Raw genomic sequence first — 20527 nt, 5'->3', positions numbered from 1 at the left:
CTCGATTCCGAGATTCTCGGTTCGCTGCTGACGCATCGCCCGAGAATGACGGCTGGCGACGGTGATTGTAATAGTCTAGACATATGCCGGTTCTAGGATACCGGTCATGACACACCATCGAATCATCTCACTCGACGACCTCGCAGCGCTCTATCCCAACCCGATCGCGCCGGCTTCGGTCGCCAAGGAGATCGACCATGTCGATGCGAATTACGCCGCGCTGATCGCCGCCTCGCCGTTTTTCGTGCTCGCGACCAATGGTCCGGAGGGCCTGGATTGTTCGCCGCGCGGGGATCAGCCGGGGTTTGTTACGGTCCGGGACGCGAAAACGCTCCTGATTCCCGACCGAAGAGGCAATAACCGTCTGGATTCGTTGAAGAATATCCTGTTCGATACGAGAATCGGAATGCTCTTCATGATACCCGGTTACGGCGAGACCTTGCGCGTCAACGGAGTCGCGACGCTTTCCGACGACCCTGAGTTGTGCGGGCGCTTCGAGATGGCTGGAAAGCTCCCGGCCTGCGTCATCGTGGTCACGGTGGAGAGCATCTACTTCCAGTGCTCGCGCGCCGTGGTCCGGGCCGACCTCTGGAACCCCGCCAAGCATGTCGCGAGAGGCAGCGTGCCGAGCGCCGGGCAGATCCTGCGCGACATCACGGCGCGCGATGCCGCCGTCGAGACCTTCGACGGGGAGGCTTATGACAAGGCGCTGCCGGAGCGGGTCAAGGCGACGCTGTATTGAGGAGGCGCTGGAAGAACCCCTCTCCTGTAAGGAGAGGGGTAGGGGTGAGGTGTCGGCCCCTCGACCAGTAAGACGAACATTCGCAGCGGTCAGGTTACGGCCAAACGTCCGACGGCCGACCCCTCACCCTGCCCTCTCCCTACGGGAGAGGGTTCCCCGCGCCGGACTCGCGGCGCGGATAGATTTTCAAAGCAGCCCTTCGTTCCCGGCCAGCACCTTCAGGTTCACATCCGGCCTTGCGCCGACATGGCTGATTATTTCGGCTGCGGCGAGCGCGCCAAGGCGAAGGGAATCGCGGGTCTCGCGCCCCGAGGTCAGGCCGAAGAGGAAGCCCGCCGCGAAGAGGTCGCCGGCGCCGGTCGCATCGACCAGGCGCTCGATCGGGAACACCGGCTCCTCGACGATGCCGTCGGGCGTCACGGCGAGCGCGCCCTTCTCGGAGCGGGTGACCACGGCCAGGATGCCCTCCTGCCGCAGGGCGGCCAGCGCGTCCTCGAAGGCGGCGGCTTGGTAGAGGCTCTTCAGCTCATGCTCATTGGCGAAGACGATATCAACCATGCGGTTGCGGATCAGGCCAACGAACTCATCGCGGTAGCGGTCGACGCAGAAGGAATCCGACAGGGTGATCGCGACCTTGCCGCCGGCCTTGTGCGCGATCTCGGAGGCCTTGCGGAAGGCGTCCTTGGCCGCCGGCGGATCCCAGAGATAGCCTTCGAGATAGATGATGTCGGCGTTCTCGATCGCCTTGGCGTCGACATCGGCGACGGTCAGGCCCTGGCAGGCGCCGAGATAGGTGTTCATCGTGCGCTCGCCATCGGGCGTGACGATGATGAAGGAGCGCGCGGTCGCGGGGCCTTCGGTTGCGAAAGCGGTGTCGAAGGCGACGCCGAGCGAGGTCAGGTCATGCCGGTAGAGCTTGCCGAGCTCGTCGGCCTTGACCTTGCCGATGAAGGCGCCCTTGCCGCCGAAGGAGGCGAGACCGGCGATGGTGTTGGCGGCCGAACCACCCGAGATGACCTTGCCCGGACCCATCGCGGCATAGAGCGACTCCGCCCGAGCCTCGTCGATCAGGGCCATCGCACCCTTGGTCAGGCCGTGCTGTGCCAGGAAATCCTCCTCGGCGGAGGCGATGACGTCGACGATGGCGTTGCCGAGGGCAAGGACGTCGGTGCGCGTGCTGGTCATGGAGAGCCCAATGCTGTGCGGATGAGGGTTGACGGAAAGGAATTCAAAGGGATGGCGGGGCGTGTCGCATCCAAGCGGGCGGGGGTCAAGCGAACAGGCCTCAACCCGCCCCTTCCGACCGTGCCCGCCGTGCCGCCGCCTCGTCCAGCACCTCCGCGAGACGCTTTAGCTCATCGGCCTCCAGCTCACCGATCTCGCGGGCGAGACGGTTCGCCAGCAAGGTCGCTTCCGGTTCGAGTCCGGCGGTATCGACGGTCACGCGGGGATGCGAGAGATCGGCCAGCCGCACCAGCTCGTCGGCCTCGTCCCAGATGACGCCGAGCACATGGATCACGCCCTGGATCAGGGTGAAGGTCGGGCGGCCGCGCTTGCCGTGCTCCAAGGCAGAGAGATAAGCCGGCGTCACGCCGAGCACGCCAGCCATCTGCGCCAGCGTGATGCCGCGCTGCGCCCTGTGGTCGCGCACGCGCTGTCCGAAGGGCGTCACGGCACGGCCTCGCGGGCGCGGCGCAGCCTGACATAAAGCGCGCCAGAGCCGCCATGGCGGGCCTGCGCCTCCTCGAAGCCGACGACGAAGGGACGCAGATCTGGCAGCCGCAGCCAATGCGGCACCACACGACGCAGCACGCCGCGCTCATCGCCGAACAGGGAAGTGCCGGCCGCGCCCTTGCCGGTGACCACGAGGGCGAGCCGCGTGCCCCGCCCCTGCTCGCGGCGCAGGAAGGCGCGCAGCGCCAGATGGGCCTCGTCCTGGCGCATGCCATGCAGGTCGATGACCGCATCGACGCTCTGCTGGCCGCGGCGAAGCTGGGTGCGCAAGCGGTCTTCGAGCGGCGCCAGAGGCGGCGGGGCAGGAACGGTCGGTTTCGAGGGCTTGAAGCTGGCGGGGGTGGTCGGCTTAGCCTCGACGACGGGCGCGGGCGGGACGACGACCGGCTCTGGCTCGATCGGCGCGCGACCCGGCAGCGGCTTGACTGAGCGCGCGACCTGGCGCCAGAGCGCGAGATCGGCCTCCGACAATGTCCGTCCCCGCCGCGAGCGCATCTTTATCGCCCGGGATCGGTCGGCCAGAGCACGGTGAAATCAACCGCGTGCCGGATCAGCCCGGCGCGGTGGCCCGCGCTGGCGCCCGAACCGACGAAGAGATCGAGCCGGGCCGGGCCCAGGATCGCCGAGCCGGTATCCTGCGCGATGGTCAAACGCGCCAGACGCTCCGTGCCACCGACGCCATCGGGCAGGGTCGCATCGATCCAGACTGGCAGCCCATAGGGCCAGACGGTGCGATCGATCGCGATGCTACGCAGTGGCGTCAGCGGCAGGCCAGCCCCGCCGATCGGCCCGGATTCCGCCGGCAGGTCATCGCGGCGGGCGAAGAAGACGAAGGAGCGGTTCAGCCGGATCAGGTCGCGGGCGAAGCCGGCATCGGCCTTCAGCCGCGCGATCAGCCGGTCCATGGTCATCTCGGCAGGGGGAATATTCTCGCGCTCGCTCAGGGCTCGACCGAGCGAGGTATAGGCGTGGCCGCTGCGGCCGGAATAGACGAGGCGGGTGACGGAGCCGTCGGGCAGGCGGATGCGGCCGGAGCCCTGAACCTGCAGCACGAAACGATCGACGGGATCGCGCATCCAGAGAATCTCGAGATTGCGGCCATCGAGTGCGCCGGTCTCGATCGCGGTGCGATCCGGGAAGGGCTCCAGGCCCTTGGCGGTTCGGCGCGCCGCAGACAACGCCGTGTCGAGACCGGGCCAGGCGTCGTCGGGCATCCGCGTCACGAGTTCGGGCGGGCGGCCATAGAGCGGCGTCGGATAGGTGTCCGAGCGGGTCAGCGATCCCTGGAATTCAGGCTCGAAATAGCCGGTCATGAAACCGGTCGCGGAGCCGGTCGGACGGATGCGCCAGAAGGAGAAGTTCCGTTCGAAGAAGGTTCTTGCCGCTTCGCTGGCGACGGGGCCGGTCCCAGCCAGCCGGCGCGCCTTCTCGCAGACGGATGCTAGCGCGGCAGGCACAGGCACCGAGGCCCTGAGCGGCGGCTCGGCCTGGCAGCCGCGGGCGAAGATCGCAAAGGCGGCGGCGTGGTCGTCGCCCGACCAGCCCGCGATCTGCGCGGCTGTGAGGGGCTCGGCGCTGGCGCCGGGCGGCAGGGGCGGGGGAGATGCGGCCATGACGCTCAACGGCGTCCAGCAGGCTGCGAGCAGCGCCAGTGCGACACCGGCGCCACGGATCACGCGGCGGATTCGGTGGCGACCAGCAGCCAGTTGGGATCGCGGCTGCCGAGCTGACGCGAGAAGGTCCAGATGTCATTGACCGTCGAGACGGCCTCGGCGCTGCCATCGACCACGGCACCTGCCGCATCGCGGGTGACGCTGATGAGCTGCGAAACGAAGGCGATGGTGACCTGAGCCGTCTTGCCCTTCACATCGACGCCAGTGATTTCGGCCTTGTCGATCGAGACGAAGTTGGACTCAGCCTTTTCGCCACGCTTCTCGCGATCGGTGATCGCCTGTTCGAAGCCGTCATAGACCTCCTTGGCGAGGAGGCCCTTCAGCATCTTGCGATCGCCGCGCGCGAAGGCGGTGACGATGGTCTCATAGGCCGACTTGGCGCCGCCAAGGAATTCGCGCGGATCGAAGGACGGCTCCTGCCGCACGACCGCGTCGATGCCGGCGATGATCGGGGAATCCGGCGGAGCGATGTCGCTCCAGCGATCGGCGGAGGGCACAGGGGCCGCTGCGGGATCATTGGCGGCGGCACCGGGCAGGCGGATGACATTGTCACGCTTGGCGTCGGCAGGGGACGCCTGGTCGGGCCGTAGCGGCGGCGCCTCGCGGCGCGAGAACGGATCGGCAGGCGGTTGCTCGTTGCCGGTCTTCTGGCCGAGCACGGAGCGCAGCTTCCAGGCGACGAAAACGGCCAGAGCCAGGAAGACCAGAGTCGTCATGTCGAAGGAATTTTGCATCGAAAGCTGACCCGAGGCTCCAGTCGCAGTTGCAGAGATCAGCGACCCCTGCGGAGCGCTGCTTTGCGTCATATGGTGAGGTAGGCTCGTAACATCCACCCCCCTGCTTGTGAAGGCGGCTTCTTGTGTCGCGCTTTGGTCCGTGATAGCCGACGCCCGCGTCCAGCCGGAGAGCGGAGCGCAGTCCCGCGTACCAAGATCAGGTGCCGGACTTCCCGAGACAGCCTGCCAGAAGCGATGGGACCGATGGCCAACGAACTCCCCAACGGCAACGGTGCCGGCACCGGCGACACTGCGCCGAGCATGAGCGCCCTGATCCAGTACACCAAGGACTTCTCCTTCGAGAACCCGAAGGCGCCGCGCGGGCTCGGCCAGCAGCAAGCGCAGCAGGGTCCGCAGATGTCGCTGCAGGTCAACGTCTCGAGCAACGGGCTCGGCGACAACGACTACGAGACCGTGCTGCGCCTGGAGGGCAAGGCCGAGCTCGACAATGAGACGCTGTTTGCCTTCGACCTGAGCTATGGCGGCGTGTTCCGCCTGCTCAACGTGCCGGAGGAGCATATCCATCCGGTCCTGGTGATCGACTGCGCCCGGCTGCTCTTCCCCTTCGCACGGCAGATCATCGCTGAGGCGGTGCAGAATGGTGGCTTCCCGCCGTTTTATGTCCCGCCGATCGACTTCGCGGCGCTGTTCCAGCAGCGCATGCAGGAATTCCAGAACCAGCAGGGCGCGCCGCTCGCCTGAGCCGACTGCGACAATCCGACCGATCCAAAAGGGCCCTGAGGGGCCCTTTTTCATGCCCGCTATACCCCCGTTCCCCTGCCCTCGCCCTTGTGGCCGGCAGGCAGGCTCTCCATCTCGGACTCCATCAACAGGCGGACGGCCCCAGGGCCGCCCGCCATTTTCATGATGCCGGAGGACCGATGGACCACCTGATGACGCTCGCCGCCGACCCCACAGTCTGGGCTGCTCTCGGCGCACTGATCGCCATGGAGGTCGTGCTCGGCATCGACAACCTGATTTTCATCTCGATCCTGACCAACAAGCTGCCCGAGCATCAACGCTCACGCGGTCGCAAGATCGGCATCGGGCTGGCGCTGATCCTGCGGCTCGCCTTGCTCGGCACTGTCGCGATCATCGTCCAACTCACCGCGCCGATCTTCTCGGTCTTCGGCAAGGCCTTCTCCTGGCGCGACCTGATCCTGATCGCCGGCGGCCTCTTCCTGGTCTGGAAGGCTACGAGCGAAATCCACCACAAGGTCGATGCCGATCATGGGCCGGACGTCTATGACGGCGGTAAGGTCGCGGCCGTGACCTTCGGCGGCGTCATCGCCCAGATCCTCCTGCTCGATCTGGTGTTCTCGATCGATTCGATCATCACCGCCGTCGGCATGACCGACCACATCCCGGTCATGGTCATCGCCGTCGTCTTCGCGGTTCTGGTGATGCTGCTCGCGGCCGACCCGCTGGCGCTGTTCATCGAGAAGAACCCGACCATCGTGATGCTGGCTCTGGGCTTCCTCCTGATGATCGGCGGCACGCTGATCGGCGAAGGCTTCGGCGCGCATGTGCCCAAGGGCTACATCTACGCCGCGATGGCGTTCTCGGCCGCGATCGAGGGGCTCAACATGCTGTCGCGGCGCGCCTCCCGGAAGAAGGGCGGCTGAGGCTCAGACCCGTCTCAGACCTCTTCGGTGATGCCGAGATAGCCGCGCCAGAGCTGGGTCTTGCCGAGTGAACGGATGAAGGCCTCATGCGCGGCGATGGCGCCTTCGTCGAGGCGCGGCGCCAGAGGCCGGAGCCGCTGCGGGCGCTCCACCGCGATGCCGGCCAGACCGCCGCGGCCGACTTCGGCCGCCCCGAGGACGAGCGAGGCCTGCTTGCCGCCTATCAGCTCGATATAGACCTCGGCCAGGATCTCGGCGTCGAGCAGCGCGCCGTGCCTGGTGCGGCGGCTGTTGTCGATGCCATAGCGCGAGCACAAGGCGTCGAGACTGTTGGATGCGCCGGGGTGCTTGCGGCGCGCCATCGACAGCGTATCGACGACGAGAGAGGGCTCGATCGGTCCGCGCCCGACACGCTTCAGCTCCATGTTGAGGAAGCCGACATCGAAGGCGGCGTTGTGGATCACCAGCCGCGCGCCCTCGATGAAGCCGATGAACTCGTCGGCGACCGCGGCGAAGACCGGCTGTGGCGCGAGGAAGGTGTCGGACAGGCCGTGGACCTTGAAGGCTCCCTCCGACATAGGCCGCTCAGGATTGATGTAGCAATGGAAGCTGCGGCCGCTCGGGCAATGGTTGAGCAGTTCGACGCAGCCGATCTCGACGATGCGGTCGCCGCCATTGGCCTCGACGCCCGTGGTCTCGGTATCGAGGACGATCTCACGCATGGGTTTCTACCTCGCTCTCGGTCAGGCTCTGCGCACCCCGGCCGGGCCGGCCGGCGAGCACGCTCAGGATAGAGCCGACCTGCCGGCGCGCGGCCAGCACGCTGCGGGCCGTGTCCACAATGAAATGGGCTCGCTGGCGCTTCTGCGCATCGGGCATCTGTCGGGCCAGGATCGCAGCGAACTTCTCTTCCGTCATCCAGGGACGGGCGAGGACGCGCTGGCGCTGGATCTCGGCGGGGGCGCTGACGACTAGCACGGCATCGCAGCGGCTCTCGCCTTGCGTCTCCAGCAGGAGCGGCACATCGAGCACGGCAAGCCCCGCTCCCGTCTCGCGGCAGCGGCGCAGGAAGGCGGCTTCCGCCTCGCGCACCAGCGGATGGATGATGGTCTCCAGCCGGCGCAGCGCCTCCGGGTTGCCGAGCACGGCGGCAGACAGTGCCTGCCGATCGACGACGCCGTCGCGAACCACGCCGGGAAAGGCCTCGCCGATCGGCCCGACGGCGGGGCCACGATAGAGCGCATGGACCGATGCGTCGGCGTCATGGACGGGAACGCCGCGCTCGCGGAACAGGCTGGAGGTGGTCGACTTGCCCATGCCGATCGAGCCGGTGAGGCCGAGGATGAAGGTCATCGCGTGAAAGCCCGGATGAAGGCGATTGTCCGCTCGACCATGGCTTGCCCCTGCCGAATCAGTCCCTGAGGATATCGGCTTCGAGCTTCGCACGCAGTGCCGGCGTCACCGCCGGCGTGACGCCGAACCAGCGGGCGAAGCCCGGCACTGCCTGGTGCAGCAGCATGCCGAGGCCATCGACCGCGATGCCGCCACGGCGCTCCGCCTCCAACAACAGAGGCGTCTTCAACGGGACATAGACGATGTCGTCGACGATCGTGCCGGGGCGCAGGCCGGCAAGATCGAGATCGAGCGGCGGCTGGCCGTGCATGCCGAGCGCCGTGGTGTTGACGATCAGATCGGCGGCGGCGACGAGGCCGGCGCGCTCATGCCAATCGGCCGCTTCCACGGGCGCGCCCAGCGCTTCCGCGAGGTCGTCGGCGCGGGCGCGGCTGCGATTGACGAGGAGGATGCGACCGAGACCGCGGGCCTTGAGCGCAAAGGCGATGCCGCGCGCCGCGCCGCCGGCTCCCAGCACAAGGGCAGCGCCGACCCGCTGGTCCCAACCCGGAACGGTGGCATCGAGATGGGCGAGGAAACCGGAGACATCGGTATTGTCGCCGCAGAGGCGGTCGCCCTCGCGCCAGACCGTGTTGACCGCGCCGACCGCGCGCGCCGCCTCGCTGACATCATCGAGCAGCGGCAGCATCGCTTCCTTGTGCGGCACCGTGACATTGCCGCCCGTAAAGGCGCCTGCGCGAATCCCGTCCACGAAAGCCGGCAGATCGGCCGGCGCGACATCGACCCGCTCATAGGAGCCAGCGAGGCCATGCTCAGCCAGCCATGTACCGTGGATCAGCGGCGAGCGCGAATGAGCGACAGGGTGGCCGATGACGAAACAGCGGGGAGGCATGGAGGTCGTGTCCGAAATTAGCGGGCGAGTTGGCCGAGATCGCGCAGCGCCGCGAGGACAGCAAGCAGCGGCAAGCCGAGAATGGTGAAATGGTCGCCGTCGATCCGCTCGAAAAGCTGGGCGCCGGGACCTTCGATCTGGTAGCCGCCGACGCTCGACAAGGCAGCGTCTCCGGCCGCATCGAGATAGCTGATGATGAAGCCCGGCGAGAGCGCGCGCATCGTCAGTCGCGCGACCGCGACGCCCTCGACGACGGGTGCGCCGTCCCGCGCGATCACGAAGGCGCTGCGCAGTTCATGTGTCCGGCTGGCCAGTGCTGCGATCTGGTCGGCCGCCGCCATCCGTGTCGGCGGCTTGTGGAAGGCCTCGCCATCGCAGGTCAGTGTCTGGTCGGCGCCCAGCACGATGCGACCCGGCTTGGCTTGCGAGACGGCGAGCGCCTTGGCGCAGGCCAGCGCGGCGGCCACGGCCTCAGGCGCGGCACCGCCCGCCAGCAGCGGCGCCTCGATCGCGCGCTCGTCGATCTCGGGTCGGACGATCTCGACGGGGATGCCCGCCGCCAGCAGCATGTCGCGCCGCGTCGTGCTGCCCGAAGCGAGCAGCAGCGGCTGGTTCGACAGCCAGAGCGCGGCCGCGCTCATGTCGCGATGAACTTCATGCGGTGGTCGCGCAGCAGATCGAGGATCGAGGCCGCCGTCTCCTCGATCGAGCGCCGCGTCACATCGATCACCGGCCAGCCCTTGCGGGCGCAGAGCCTGCGCGACTGGGCCACCTCGTCGGCGACTGAGGCCGGATCCACATAGGGCGTCTCGTCATCGGCCTTGAGCGAGAGCAGCCGGTTCTGGCGGATCTGCACGATGCGGTCGGGGCTGGCGACCAGGCCGACGATCAGCGGCTTCTTGATGTGTTCGAGTTCGGCCGGCAGCGGCACATTCGGCACCAGCGGAATGTTGGCGGTCTTGATGCCGCGATTGGCGAGATAGATCGAGGTCGGAGTCTTCGAGGTCCGGCTGATGCCGACGAGGATGATGTCGGCGCTTTCGAGATCGCCGCCGAGCTGTCCGTCATCATGCAGCAGCGTGTAGTTCATCGCGTCGATGCGGCGGAAATATTCGGCATTGAGTACGTGTTGTGCACCGGGCTTCGGGGCGGAAGCCTGGCCGAGATAGGACTGGAATAGCGACAGCACGGGCTGCAGCACTGACAGGCAGGGGCAACCCAGCTCTCGGCAGAAATTCTCCAGCCGAGCCGACCATTCCGGCTCGACCAGGGTGTAGAGCACGACACCGGGCGAGGCCTCGATCTCCGCCAGCACACGCGCCAGCTGCGCCTCCGAGCGCACCAGCGGGTAGACATGCTCGATCGCCGAGACGGTCTCGTATTGCGCGGCTGCGGCACGGCTGACCGCGATCAGCGTCTCGCCGGTCGCGTCGGAGACGAGATGGAGATGAAAATAGTTGCGGGCCACGGTGGCTCCCGGGTCGAGGCGGCGTCAGCCACCTCTAGCCCGCCGGGCCGGCAAAGCAAATTGGCGCTCGGCGAAACGCCGGATTCGGACTGAGACCGAGCCACGGTCCGGCGGGACAGACCTGGGGAACGCTGTGGACAAACGGACAGGCGAAAGGGCTGCGCCAACGCGTCTGTATAACTCTCGCTTTCCATCAACAGGCCGAACCCTGTGGGGACAGGGAGCAGTGTTTCACGTGAATCATTTTGGGGGGTGACTCCGTCACCGCGGATTCGGATGGGTTAATAAACCGTTAACGGACCCTGTCGGCTTGTCGGCAGCGTACGAACATGGGCCGATCGCCTGTGGACTGGTTGTGGACAGTCCTGCGCCGGGCTATTTGCCCCCCTCCAAGAGTCAAAGAAGAAGATTCTCTCTCAAGAATCATATTTAAGAGAGATCGGGATGGATGGCCGATGAGCACCGCGACTGAGCACGAACCGGCCTTTCTGAAAGCGCTGTCCGGCCAGACGCTAACGACCCCTCCGATCTGGATGATGCGGCAGGCCGGGCGCTATCTCCCGGAGTATCGTGCGCTTCGTGCCAAGGCCGGGAGCTTCCTCGATCTTTGCTACAATCCGGAGATGGCTGCCGAGGTCACCCTGCAGCCGATCAGGCGTTTCGGTTTCGATGCGGCGATCCTGTTCTCCGATATTCTGGTCGTGCCCCAAGCGCTGGGCCAGAAGCTCTGGTTTGTCGAGGGCGAGGGTCCGAGACTTGAGCCTGTCGCCGATCTGACCAGGCTTGGCGAGATCGATGCTCAGGCCAATCCGGATGTACTTGCGCCGGTCATCGAGACGGTTCGCAGGGTCAAGGCGTCATTGCCACGGGAGACGGCCTTCATCGGCTTCTGCGGGGCTCCCTGGACGGTTGCGACCTATATGGTCGCCGGGCGCGGCACGCCGGATCAGGGCCCGGCCAAGGCATTGTTCGGCAGCAACCGGATGCTGTTCCAGATGATCATCGACCGGATCGTCATTGCTTCGATCGATTATCTCTGCGCGCAGATCGAGGCGGGGGTCGATGCCGTCCAGATCTTCGATAGCTGGGCCGGATCGCTGGGGCCGGAGGATTTCGAGCGCTGGTGCATCGAGCCGACCTATCGTATCGTTGAGGGCGTCAGGACGCGGCACCCTGAGACGCGCATCATCGGTTTCCCGCGTGGGGCTGGCCGGCTGATCCCGCATTATGTCTGGGCGACGGGCGTCGATGCGGTCGGGCTCGAAACCGATATCGACCGGGCGTTTGCGCGCGACGAGATCCAGTCGCTGGTGCCGGTCCAAGGCAATCTCGATCCGCTGGTGCTGCGCGCCGGGGGACCCGAACTCGAGCGCGAGGTCGAGGCCGTGCGTGCGGCATTCGGCGACGGTCCCTTCGTTTTCAATCTCGGCCACGGTATCCTGCCGGACACGCCGATCGCCCATGTCGAACGGCTGCTCGCCGCGGTTCGGGCCTGAAGGCATGATGGAGCTCAATCCCAATGTATGAATGGATCAAGGCCTTCCACGTTATGGCGGTGATCGCCTGGATGGCCGGCATGCTCTATCTGCCGCGGCTGATGGTCTACCATGTCGAATCGCCGGTCGGTTCGATCCAGTCCGAGACCTTCAAGATCATGGAGCGGCGGCTGCTGAAGGGTATCATCAACCCCGCGATGATCCTGACCTGGGCGCTGGGCTTGTACCTCGCCTGGAGCGCCTTCGGCTTCAAGGGTGGCTGGCTGCACGGCAAGCTCCTGCTGGTCTTCATCCTGTCGGGCGTTCATGGCTATCTCGTCGGGCGGGTCCGGGCCTTCGCCGAGGACCGCAACGACAAGTCGGCGCGCTTCTACCGGATCATCAACGAAGTGCCGGCCGTGCTGATGGCGGCGATCGTGATTCTCGTGATCGTGAAGCCGTTCTGACGATTTGCGGTTTCCCGCTTGAGCAGGACGAGATTTCCGGCTATCAGGAGCGTGCGCTTCTCCAGCGTTCTCCCTGTTGTCGATGGTTCGTGAGCCGACTGCCGTAGCAGCCGCTCGTGGCGCGCACTCTCCGCGCCGTCCGTCCGAGCCTGTCGACCCTTCCATTACCGTCCTGGTTCCGGCCATCTGCGTCGGGACATTTACGATCCGGGTGCCCCATGCGGGAAATCAAACTCCAAGACCTCAAGGTCAAATCGCCGACCGAACTGCTCGCCTTTTCCGAGGGGCTCGAGGTCGAGAACGCCAGCACGATGCGCAAGCAGGAGCTGATGTTCGCCATCCTGAAGCAGCTCGCGGCCAAGGACACCGAGATCCTCGGTGAAGGCGTGGTCGAGGTCCTGCCCGACGGCTTCGGCTTCCTGCGCTCGCCCGATTCCAACTATCTGCCGGGGCCGGACGACATCTATGTCTCGCCGACGCAGATCCGGAAGTTCGGCCTGCGCACCGGCGATACCGTCGAGGGGCCGATTCGCGGACCCAAGGATGGCGAGCGCTATTTCGCCCTGCTCAAAGTCAGCACGATCAATTTCGAAGATCCCGAGAAGATCAAGCACAAGATCAATTTCGACAATCTGACGCCGCTCTATCCCGACGAGCGCCTGCGCCTCGAAGTCGCCGAACCGACCAAGAAGGATTTCTCGGCCCGCGTGATCGATATTGTAGCCCCGATCGGCAAGGGCCAGCGCGCCCTGATCGTGGCGCCGCCGCGCACCGGCAAGACGGTGCTGCTGCAGAACATCGCGCAGTCGATCACCACCAATCACCCGGAATGCTATCTCATCGTGCTGCTGATCGACGAGCGTCCGGAAGAGGTCACCGACATGCAGCGCTCGGTGAAGGGCGAGGTCGTGTCCTCGACCTTCGACGAGCCGGCGACCCGCCACGTCCAGGTCGCCGAGATGGTGATCGAGAAGGCCAAGCGCCTGGTCGAGCATGGGCGCGACGTTGTGATCCTGCTGGATTCGATCACCCGCCTCGGCCGCGCCTACAACACCGTGGTGCCGTCCTCGGGCAAGGTCCTGACCGGCGGTGTCGACGCCAATGCCCTTCAGCGGCCGAAGCGCTTCTTCGGTGCGGCCCGCAATATCGAGGAAGGTGGCTCGCTGACCATCGTTGCGACCGCGCTGATCGATACCGGCTCGCGCATGGACGAGGTGATCTTCGAGGAGTTCAAGGGCACCGGTAACTCGGAAATCATCCTGGACCGCAAGGTCTCGGACAAGCGCATCTTCCCGGCGATCGACATCCTCAAATCCGGCACCCGCAAGGAAGAGCTCATCACGCCGAAGGATGTGCTGGCCAAGACCTATGTGCTGCGCCGCATCCTCAACCCGATGGGCCCGCAGGACGCGATCGAGTTCCTGATGGACAAGCTCCGCCAGACCAAGCAGAACGCCGACTTCTTCGACTCGATGAACACCTGATCCGCCTGACACACGGGCCCGGTCGATCGATTCGGACCCGTGATGGCAGCGTCTTGCTTTCCAAGATCACGGTTCCCGCGGCCGCCTCGCTAGCGCAAGTTCGAGCTCATGAGCGAGCCTGACATTCATCCCACGATCGTGGCGTTGTCGTCGGGCTCCGGCCGTGCCGGTGTCGCCGTCGTCCGAATCTCGGGACCGCGCGTCCGATTCGTCCTCGAAACGATCGCTGGCGGCGTGCCGCAGCCGCGCCAGGCAGCCTTGCGCCGGCTTCGCGACGAGGCGGGCGAGGTCATCGACAGCGCGCTCGTGCTGTATTTCCCCTCCCCTGCGAGCTTCACCGGCGAGGATGTCGCCGAATTCCATATCCATGGTGCGCGGGCCGTGCTGGCGCGGCTGCTGGTCGTTCTATGCGCCCTGCCCGGTCTGCGTCTGGCCGAATCCGGCGAGTTCACCCGTCGCGCCTTCGAGGCCGGCAAGCTCGACCTCGCAGCGGTCGAGGGCCTGGCCGACCTGATCGATTCGGAAACGGAATGGCAGCGTCGCCAGGCCTTGCGCCAGATGGAAGGCACGCTTGGCGACTCGGTCGGGCGCTGGCGGTCGGCCCTGATCGAATCCATGGCTTTGCTGGCGGCCGAGATCGACTTCTCCGACGAAGGCGATGTGACGGGGCCGCTGGTGGAGCAGGCCCTGACGGGTGTGACGCTGGTGCTACCGGAGCTGAGCGCGGCGCTTGGCAGCTTCGCGATGGGCGAACGCGTGCGCGAGGGTTTTGTCGTGGTGCTGGCCGGCCCCCCCAATGCCGGCAAGTCCAGCCTGATGAACGCGCTCGCCCGGCGCGATGTCGCGATCGTCTCGCCGGTTGCCGGAACCACGCGCGATGCGATCGAGGTTCGGCTCGATCTCGCGGGGCTGCCGGTCCTCCTGGTCGATACAGCGGGATTGCGCGATAGTGTCGATCCGATCGAGTCGGAGGGCGTGCGGCGCGCCCGGGCTCTCGTCGCACGGGCCGATCTGGTTTTGAGCCTGCGCGCTATCGATTCGGAGCCGGATCGAATCCATCGAGAGGCCAACTCGCTCGCGATTGCGACCAAGGCGGACCTTTCGGGGCCGCCGTCGCTGCCGGGGGAATTGCCGATTTCGGTGGTTTCGGGCGACGGCCTCGAAGCCTTGCTCACGGCGATCGTCGGGCGGCTCTCGGGGCTGACTCAAGCCGAGCCCGCCCTGCTGACGCGGGAGCGGCACCGCGTCGCCGTCGCGCAGGCGATCGTCGCACTAGAGCATGCCGTCGACGGCCGGCACGGGCAGGCCGAGCTTCTGGCGGAAGACATCCGCGTTGCCGTGTTGGCGCTCGAGCGCCTGCTGGGGCGGATCGATGTGGAGGATGTGCTGGACCAGCTCTTTTCCGGGTTCTGCATCGGCAAATGACGGTGTGCGCTCCGGCGTAAGCCCCGAGAAAAGCGGACGAATCCGATAATCATTGACCCGCGGCAGCCGCTTCGATAGCGATCAGCCATGTCCCTTGATCCCATCGAAACGCGTTACGACGTCATTGTCGTGGGCGGCGGCCATGCCGGCGTCGAGGCTGCCGCGGCTGCGGCACGCTATGGCGCGCGCACGGCGCTGGTGACGCATCGCATCGACACGATCGGCGTGATGTCGTGCAATCCCGCGATCGGCGGGCTCGGCAAGGGCCATCTCGTCCGCGAGATCGATGCGCTCGACGGTCTGATGGCGCGGGCGGCCGATCGTGCCGGCATCCAGTTCAGGATGCTCAACCGGCGCAAGGGTCCGGCCGTGCGCGGCCCGAGGGCCCAGGCCGATCGCAAGCTCTACCGACAGGCGATCCAGGACCTGCTCGCTGAGCAGGCCAATCTGTCGATCCTCGCGGGCGAGGTTTTTGATATCGACATCCGGGACGGCCGGGTCGCGGCGGTGCTGATGGCCGATGGACATCGATTCGCGGCCGGAACGGTCGTGTTGACGACAGGCACCTTCCTGCGCGGGCTGATCCATATCGGCGAAGCCAAGATCCCGGCGGGCCGGGTCGATGAGGCACCGTCGCTCGGCCTGTCGGTGACGCTGGAGCGCCATGGCTTTCCGCTGGGGCGGCTCAAGACCGGCACGCCGCCACGTCTGGATGGCCGCACGATCGACTGGGCTGCGCTGGAGATGCAGGCCGGAGACGATCCTCCCGAGCCATTCTCGACCCTGACGGATAAGATCACGACGCCGCAGATCTCGTGCGGGATCACGCGCACGACGCTGGCGACGCATGATCTTATCCGGGCCAATCTCCATCGCGCGCCGATGTTTTCCGGCCAGATCGAAGGGCGCGGGCCGCGCTATTGCCCGTCGATTGAGGATAAGGTCGGCCGTTTCGGCGATCGCGACGGGCACCAGATCTTCCTCGAGCCCGAGGGCTTGGACGATCCGACGGTCTACCCGAACGGCATCTCGACTTCGCTGCCGGAAGATGTGCAGCTCGGCGTTCTCGCAACGATTCCGGGCCTGGAGCGCGCCGTCATGCTGCGGCCGGGCTATGCGATCGAGTATGATTTCGTCGATCCGCGGTCGCTGCGGAATACGCTGGAAACCCGGGCGGTCGGGGGGCTGTTCCTGGCCGGGCAGATCAACGGCACGACGGGTTATGAGGAAGCCGGCGCGCAGGGGCTGTTTGCGGGCTTGAACGCGGCGCGGCGCGCAGGCGGGGCCGAGCCCGTCGTGTTCGAGCGGACCTCGTCCTATATCGGCGTGCTCGTCGACGACCTCGTGACACGCGGCGTTACGGAGCCGTATCGAATGTTCACGTCGCGGGCGGAGTTCCGCCTCTCCCTGCGGGTGGACAATGCCGACGAGCGGCTGACAGCGCTGGGATCGACCCTGGGAATTGTGGGGTCGCGGCGCCAGGCTGCCTATGCGACACGGAGCGCGGCGATCGAGAGCCTGCGGACAGGGCTGCAAAACCTCTGGCTCACGCCGCAGCAGGCCGAGGCCGTCGGGCTGCAGCTCAATCGCGATGGCGTGCGGCGCAGCGCCTACCAGATCCTGTCCTATCCCGATGTCGGCTTCGAGCGGCTGGCGGCGATCTGGCCTGAGCTTGCTGTCTATCCGCCGGGTATTGCGGCCCGCGTCACGGCGGATGCGGTCTATGCGGTCTATCTCGACCGGCAGGCAGCGGAGATCGCGGGCTATCGCCGCGACCAGGCGTTGAAGGTGCCCGAGGATCTCGATCTCGACGGTATTTCCGGGTTGTCGAACGAGCTCAAGGCTAAGCTCGCCAGTGAACGGCCAGCCGATCTGGCGCAGGCGGGGCGGATCGAGGGCATGACACCGGCGGCGTTGACGCTACTTGCGGCCCATGCGCGGCGCGGCCGCCGGGTTCAGCAGACTGCCGAGCCGGCGGTCTGATTCGTGGTTGTTGATAATTCCGACCGCGCTCGCGCTTTGCGCTTGACGCCTGTTTCACGTGAAACAGAGGAGCGTCTGGCCCTGCTGGTCTCGGAGCTGGAGCGCTGGCAGGCCGCGAAAAATCTCGTCTCCTCGGCGACGCTCGCGGAGGTCTGGACGCGCCATATCGCGGATTCGCTCCAATTGTTCGGATTGGCGCCCGAAGCCTTGCGATGGCTCGATCTCGGCTCTGGCGGCGGATTTCCCGGCCTGGTGATCGGTATCTGCCTGGCAGAGCGATCAGGCGGGCATATTCACCTGGTCGAGAGCAACAGCCGAAAATGTGCCTTTCTCCGGCATGCGGCGCGCCTGACCGGTGCCCCGGTGACCGTTCATGCTGCGCGCATCGACGATGTGATCGATGATTTTACCGGCAAGATCGATGTCGTCACCGCCCGTGCGCTGGCGCCACTGCCGCAGCTTCTCGACTGGTGCAAAGACCTGTTGAGAACCGGGACGCTGGGACTCTTTCCCAAGGGACAACATCTAGATGCGGAATTGACGGACTCGTCCAGATATTGGAAGATTCAGGCATCAACGGTTTCCTCCGTCACGGATGGCGCCGCCCGGATCCTGATGGTCCGCGCGGCCGAGAAACGGGCCGATCAATGACCGATCTCACACCTATTGCCCTGCCGCGCCGCCCGCGCGTGCTGGCACTCGCGAATCAGAAGGGTGGCGTCGGTAAGACGACGACCGCGATCAACCTCGGGACGGCGCTGGCGGCGATCGGCGAAAAGGTGCTGATCATCGACCTCGACCCGCAGGGCAACGCCTCGACGGGGCTCGGCGTCGATCGCCGGAGTCGCAAATCCTCGACCTATGACGTGCTCTGCGGCGATGTCGGCCTCGGCCAGGCGATGCAGGAGACGGCGGTCCCCGGACTTTTCCTGGCGCCGTCGACGCTCGACCTTCTTGGGGTCGAGTTGGAGATCGCGTCTTCGAAGGATCGGGCCCATCGCCTGAAGAACGCCATCGACGAGCTGGTCTATGACCAGCGCTGCTCCGATTTGACCTATGTCCTGATCGACTGCCCGCCATCGTTGAGCCTGATCACGATCAACGCGATGACGGCGTCCGATGCGGTTCTGGTGCCGTTGCAATGCGAGTTCTTCGCGCTCGAAGGCCTGAGCCAGCTGCTCAAGACGGTCGAGCAGGTACGCGCCGGCCTCAATCCGCGCCTGATCATCCAAGGCGTCGTGCTGACCATGTACGACCCGCGCAACAATCTGTCGGGCCAGGTTATGGCCGATGTGCGCGAGTTCCTCGGCGACAAGGTCTATGACACGGTGATTCCGCGCAATGTCCGCATCTCCGAGGCGCCTTCCTACGGCAAGCCGGCGCTGCTCTATGATCTGCGCTGTTCGGGTTCGCAGGCCTATCTGAAGCTGGCGTCCGAGGTGATCCGGCGCGAGCGCGCCTTGCGCGCCGCAGCCTGAGCCCATTTTTGCGTAGAGGTTGACGAGGATGGCAATGGCCGAAGAACAGGGGCGTTCACGCCTGGGCCGGGGTCTGGCAGCGCTGATCGGCGATGTCGGCGATGAAATCGGTGCATTGGAGCGGGCTCGCGGCCAGCGCCGCGTGCCGGTGGAGTTCCTGCGGCCGAGTGCGCGCAATCCGCGGCGCAATTTTGTCGAGGTCGATCTCGAGGAGCTAACGGCGTCGGTGCGGGAGCGCGGCATTCTCCAGCCGATCATCGTGCGGGCGATCTCCGGCATGCTCGATGCCTATGAGATCATAGCCGGCGAGCGGCGCTGGCGGGCGGCGCAACGCGCCGGCCTGCATGACGTGCCGGTGATCCTGGTCGAGGCCGATGATCGCGAAGCCCTCGAGATCGCGATCGTCGAGAACGTCCAGCGGACGGATCTGAATGCGATTGAGGAGGCCGCCGGCTATGAGCGGCTGATCGCCGAGTTTAATTACACGCAGAATGACCTTGCCCGTGTGATTGGCAAGAGCCGCAGCCATGTCGCCAACACGCTGCGCCTGTCGAAGCTGCCCGAATCGGTTCGACAGATGGTCAGTGATGGGACGGTCTCGGCCGGTCACGCCCGTTCCCTACTGTCCGTTTCGGACCCGGAATTGATGGCGCGGAAGATCATCGACGAAGGCCTCAGCGTTCGCGATATCGAGCGGATCGTGCAGGATGAATCGCGCGGCGAGACCAAAAGCATCTCGACCAAACCGAAGATCGAGAAAGATCCCGACACCCGCGCCGTCGAGAAGGCGCTGGAGGAGGCTCTCGGCCTCTCCGTTTCCATCGCGCATCGTGCCAATGGCGGCGGCGAGATGAAGATCAGCTATAAGACGCTCGAACAGCTCGACGCGTTGTGCCGGCGGCTGAAGGACTGATTCGGCTCTATTCGCCGCGCCCGGCTGGTCTTCCCAGCCTCGCCAGCGTCCAGAGCGCGCGTGTCGCGCCAGCCTTGCCAATGTCGCCGTCGCGGCGCGCGGCCAGCGTGGCGGTGCCGAGCAGGGTGACCGCCTCCATCAGCTTGGCGGTCGTCCAGTTCGTCAGGGCGACCTCGGTCGCAGCAATGCGCGGATAGGGCAGGCGCATCGCCGCCACCATGTCGCGTGCGCTGCGTCCTGCATCCATACCCTGGCGAGCCTTCAGCAGTGTCAGGGTGTGGCGCAGCACGGTGCCGAGCATCACGCCGGGGTCGAGCCCCTCGCCGGCGAGCTTGGCCTGGGCGAGGTCGAGAGCGGGCAATTTGCCGGAGAAGACCGCATCGACGAGCATGGCCTGTTCACGCTGGGCCGTGTCGCCGACGACAGCCTCGATATGCGCCTCGCTGACGGTTGTTTCGGACCCGACATAGAGCAGCAGCTTTTCGATCTCGCGGCGCGAGGTCTGGCGATCGCCGCCCAGCAACCCGGCCAGATGGTCCCGGCTGGCGCGATCGATGGCCTTTCCGGATGCGCGGACCATTTCATCAATGATTCCAACGAGATCGCGAGCCGCATCGCCATAGCAGGGCACGGCAAGCGCCGTCCGCGCGCGCTCGCAGGCGGTGCGCAGGGGGTTGCTGCGCTGGAGATCGCCGGCCTCGACGATGACGATCGCATCCTTCGAGGGCGTCGTCAGCAGGGGTTCAACGGCGGCCAGCAATGGTTTCGACGTTGGTGAGACCCGAATGGCCCGCCGGCCGCCGAAGAGCCCGATCGTGTTGGCCTCGTCGACGAGCTTGAGCGGGTCCGAGGCAATGTCGTCACCGCTCATGCGGACGAGCTGGAAGGCGTCGCCGGCGTCATCGACATGGGCGCGGGCGAGCGCGGAGGCGCGTTCCGAGACGAGGCCGGCATCGGGTCCGTAGATCAGGACAAGGCGGCAGGCGGGGTCGAGCCTCGCCAGCGCCCGGTCGGCCTCATGCGCCTTGATGGCGACCAT

General features: G+C 66.2%; 22 protein-coding genes. 11 read left to right on the top strand and 11 right to left on the bottom strand.

Going from position 1 to position 20527, the window contains the following annotated elements; genetic code table 11:
- Window positions 1-106: 106 nt before the first annotated feature.
- Entirely contained in the window at window positions 107-742 is a 636-nt protein-coding gene (locus AC1DYU_RS24325) for a pyridoxamine 5'-phosphate oxidase family protein (RefSeq protein WP_476793870.1), read from the top strand.
- A gap of 186 nt (window positions 743-928) precedes the next feature.
- Here the strand turns inward: AC1DYU_RS24325 and AC1DYU_RS24320 are convergent, their stop codons facing one another.
- The 5 genes from AC1DYU_RS24320 to AC1DYU_RS24300 form a co-directional block, all read right to left on the bottom strand.
- Window positions 929-1927: an adenosine kinase gene (locus tag AC1DYU_RS24320; RefSeq protein WP_158484553.1), complete on the bottom strand. Its 999-nt coding sequence runs from the start codon at window positions 1925-1927 to the stop codon at window positions 929-931.
- Between the two features lie 100 nt (window positions 1928-2027).
- On the bottom strand, window positions 2028-2414 hold the full coding sequence (locus tag AC1DYU_RS24315) for a helix-turn-helix domain-containing protein (protein WP_158484554.1): 387 nt from the start codon (window positions 2412-2414) through the stop codon (window positions 2028-2030).
- The gene (locus AC1DYU_RS24310; RefSeq protein ID WP_158484555.1) at window positions 2411-2971 is read right to left on the bottom strand and encodes a Smr/MutS family protein; all 561 of its coding nucleotides are present in this window, start codon (window positions 2969-2971) and stop codon (window positions 2411-2413) included. The genes AC1DYU_RS24315 and AC1DYU_RS24310 overlap by 4 nt, the downstream gene beginning before the upstream one ends.
- Before the next feature lie 2 nt (window positions 2972-2973).
- Window positions 2974-4152 (bottom strand): murein transglycosylase A, encoded by a 1179-nt coding sequence (gene mltA / locus AC1DYU_RS24305; RefSeq protein ID WP_476793869.1) that lies wholly within the window; start codon window positions 4150-4152, stop codon window positions 2974-2976.
- Entirely contained in the window at window positions 4149-4883 is a 735-nt protein-coding gene (locus AC1DYU_RS24300) for a Tim44/TimA family putative adaptor protein (RefSeq protein WP_476793868.1), read from the bottom strand. Before AC1DYU_RS24300 ends, mltA begins: the two co-directional genes overlap by 4 nt.
- A 246-nt stretch (window positions 4884-5129) precedes the next feature.
- Between AC1DYU_RS24300 and secB the strand changes: the two genes are divergently transcribed.
- Both secB and AC1DYU_RS24290 read left to right on the top strand, forming a co-directional pair.
- Window positions 5130-5627: a protein-export chaperone SecB gene (gene secB, locus AC1DYU_RS24295; RefSeq protein WP_158484558.1), complete on the top strand. Its 498-nt coding sequence runs from the start codon at window positions 5130-5132 to the stop codon at window positions 5625-5627.
- Window positions 5628-5806: 179 nt separating this feature from the next.
- Window positions 5807-6550: a TerC family protein gene (locus tag AC1DYU_RS24290; RefSeq protein WP_476793867.1), complete on the top strand. Its 744-nt coding sequence runs from the start codon at window positions 5807-5809 to the stop codon at window positions 6548-6550.
- 14 nt (window positions 6551-6564) lie between these two features.
- Here the strand turns inward: AC1DYU_RS24290 and dnaQ are convergent, their stop codons facing one another.
- From dnaQ to AC1DYU_RS24265, 5 genes are read right to left on the bottom strand one after another with little or no spacing between them, the layout of a single operon-like run.
- Window positions 6565-7272, bottom strand: coding sequence for a DNA polymerase III subunit epsilon (gene dnaQ / locus AC1DYU_RS24285; protein WP_158484560.1), 708 nt, complete (start codon window positions 7270-7272; stop codon window positions 6565-6567).
- Window positions 7265-7903 carry a dephospho-CoA kinase gene (gene coaE / locus AC1DYU_RS24280; protein ID WP_476793866.1) on the bottom strand — a complete coding sequence of 213 codons (639 nt, stop codon included), beginning with the start codon at window positions 7901-7903 and terminating at the stop codon, window positions 7265-7267. Before coaE ends, dnaQ begins: the two co-directional genes overlap by 8 nt.
- Before the next feature lie 58 nt (window positions 7904-7961).
- Window positions 7962-8795, bottom strand: coding sequence for a shikimate dehydrogenase (locus AC1DYU_RS24275; RefSeq protein ID WP_158484562.1), 834 nt, complete (start codon window positions 8793-8795; stop codon window positions 7962-7964).
- Between the two features lie 17 nt (window positions 8796-8812).
- Entirely contained in the window at window positions 8813-9436 is a 624-nt protein-coding gene (locus tag AC1DYU_RS24270) for a Maf family protein (RefSeq protein WP_476793865.1), read from the bottom strand.
- Window positions 9433-10263, bottom strand: coding sequence for a pyruvate, water dikinase regulatory protein (locus AC1DYU_RS24265; protein WP_158484564.1), 831 nt, complete (start codon window positions 10261-10263; stop codon window positions 9433-9435). The genes AC1DYU_RS24270 and AC1DYU_RS24265 overlap by 4 nt, the downstream gene beginning before the upstream one ends.
- 455 nt (window positions 10264-10718) lie before the next feature.
- Between AC1DYU_RS24265 and hemE the strand changes: the two genes are divergently transcribed.
- The 8 genes from hemE to AC1DYU_RS24225 all read left to right on the top strand — a co-directional run bounded on the left by hemE (window position 10719) and on the right by AC1DYU_RS24225 (window position 19488).
- Complete coding sequence (gene hemE / locus AC1DYU_RS24260) at window positions 10719-11759, top strand: uroporphyrinogen decarboxylase (RefSeq protein WP_476793864.1); 1041 nt, start codon at window positions 10719-10721, stop codon at window positions 11757-11759.
- A 23-nt stretch (window positions 11760-11782) separates the two neighbouring features.
- Window positions 11783-12205 carry a protoporphyrinogen oxidase HemJ gene (gene hemJ, locus AC1DYU_RS24255; RefSeq protein WP_476793863.1) on the top strand — a complete coding sequence of 141 codons (423 nt, stop codon included), beginning with the start codon at window positions 11783-11785 and terminating at the stop codon, window positions 12203-12205.
- A 218-nt stretch (window positions 12206-12423) separates the two neighbouring features.
- On the top strand, window positions 12424-13689 hold the full coding sequence (gene rho / locus AC1DYU_RS24250) for a transcription termination factor Rho (RefSeq protein WP_054211830.1): 1266 nt from the start codon (window positions 12424-12426) through the stop codon (window positions 13687-13689).
- Between the two features lie 108 nt (window positions 13690-13797).
- Window positions 13798-15114 (top strand): tRNA uridine-5-carboxymethylaminomethyl(34) synthesis GTPase MnmE, encoded by a 1317-nt coding sequence (gene mnmE, locus AC1DYU_RS24245; protein ID WP_476793862.1) that lies wholly within the window; start codon window positions 13798-13800, stop codon window positions 15112-15114.
- Between the two features lie 87 nt (window positions 15115-15201).
- Complete coding sequence (gene mnmG, locus AC1DYU_RS24240) at window positions 15202-17097, top strand: tRNA uridine-5-carboxymethylaminomethyl(34) synthesis enzyme MnmG (protein ID WP_476793861.1); 1896 nt, start codon at window positions 15202-15204, stop codon at window positions 17095-17097.
- Window positions 17098-17139: 42 nt separating this feature from the next.
- Complete coding sequence (gene rsmG, locus AC1DYU_RS24235; protein WP_476793860.1) at window positions 17140-17748, top strand: 16S rRNA (guanine(527)-N(7))-methyltransferase RsmG; 609 nt, start codon at window positions 17140-17142, stop codon at window positions 17746-17748.
- Window positions 17745-18575 (top strand): ParA family protein, encoded by an 831-nt coding sequence (locus tag AC1DYU_RS24230; RefSeq protein ID WP_476793859.1) that lies wholly within the window; start codon window positions 17745-17747, stop codon window positions 18573-18575. The genes rsmG and AC1DYU_RS24230 overlap by 4 nt, the downstream gene beginning before the upstream one ends.
- A 34-nt stretch (window positions 18576-18609) precedes the next feature.
- On the top strand, window positions 18610-19488 hold the full coding sequence (locus AC1DYU_RS24225) for a ParB/RepB/Spo0J family partition protein (RefSeq protein WP_476793858.1): 879 nt from the start codon (window positions 18610-18612) through the stop codon (window positions 19486-19488).
- 7 nt (window positions 19489-19495) lie between these two features.
- On the opposite strand, the gene holA is transcribed toward AC1DYU_RS24225, so the two are convergent.
- Window positions 19496-20527 (bottom strand): DNA polymerase III subunit delta, encoded by a 1032-nt coding sequence (holA, locus tag AC1DYU_RS24220; RefSeq protein WP_476793857.1) that lies wholly within the window; start codon window positions 20525-20527, stop codon window positions 19496-19498.

This window comes from Allobosea sp. P2_B12, assembly GCF_056404835.1.
The sequence above is the reverse complement of the archived record's forward strand: the minus strand, read 5'-3'. Positions and strand labels throughout refer to the sequence as shown.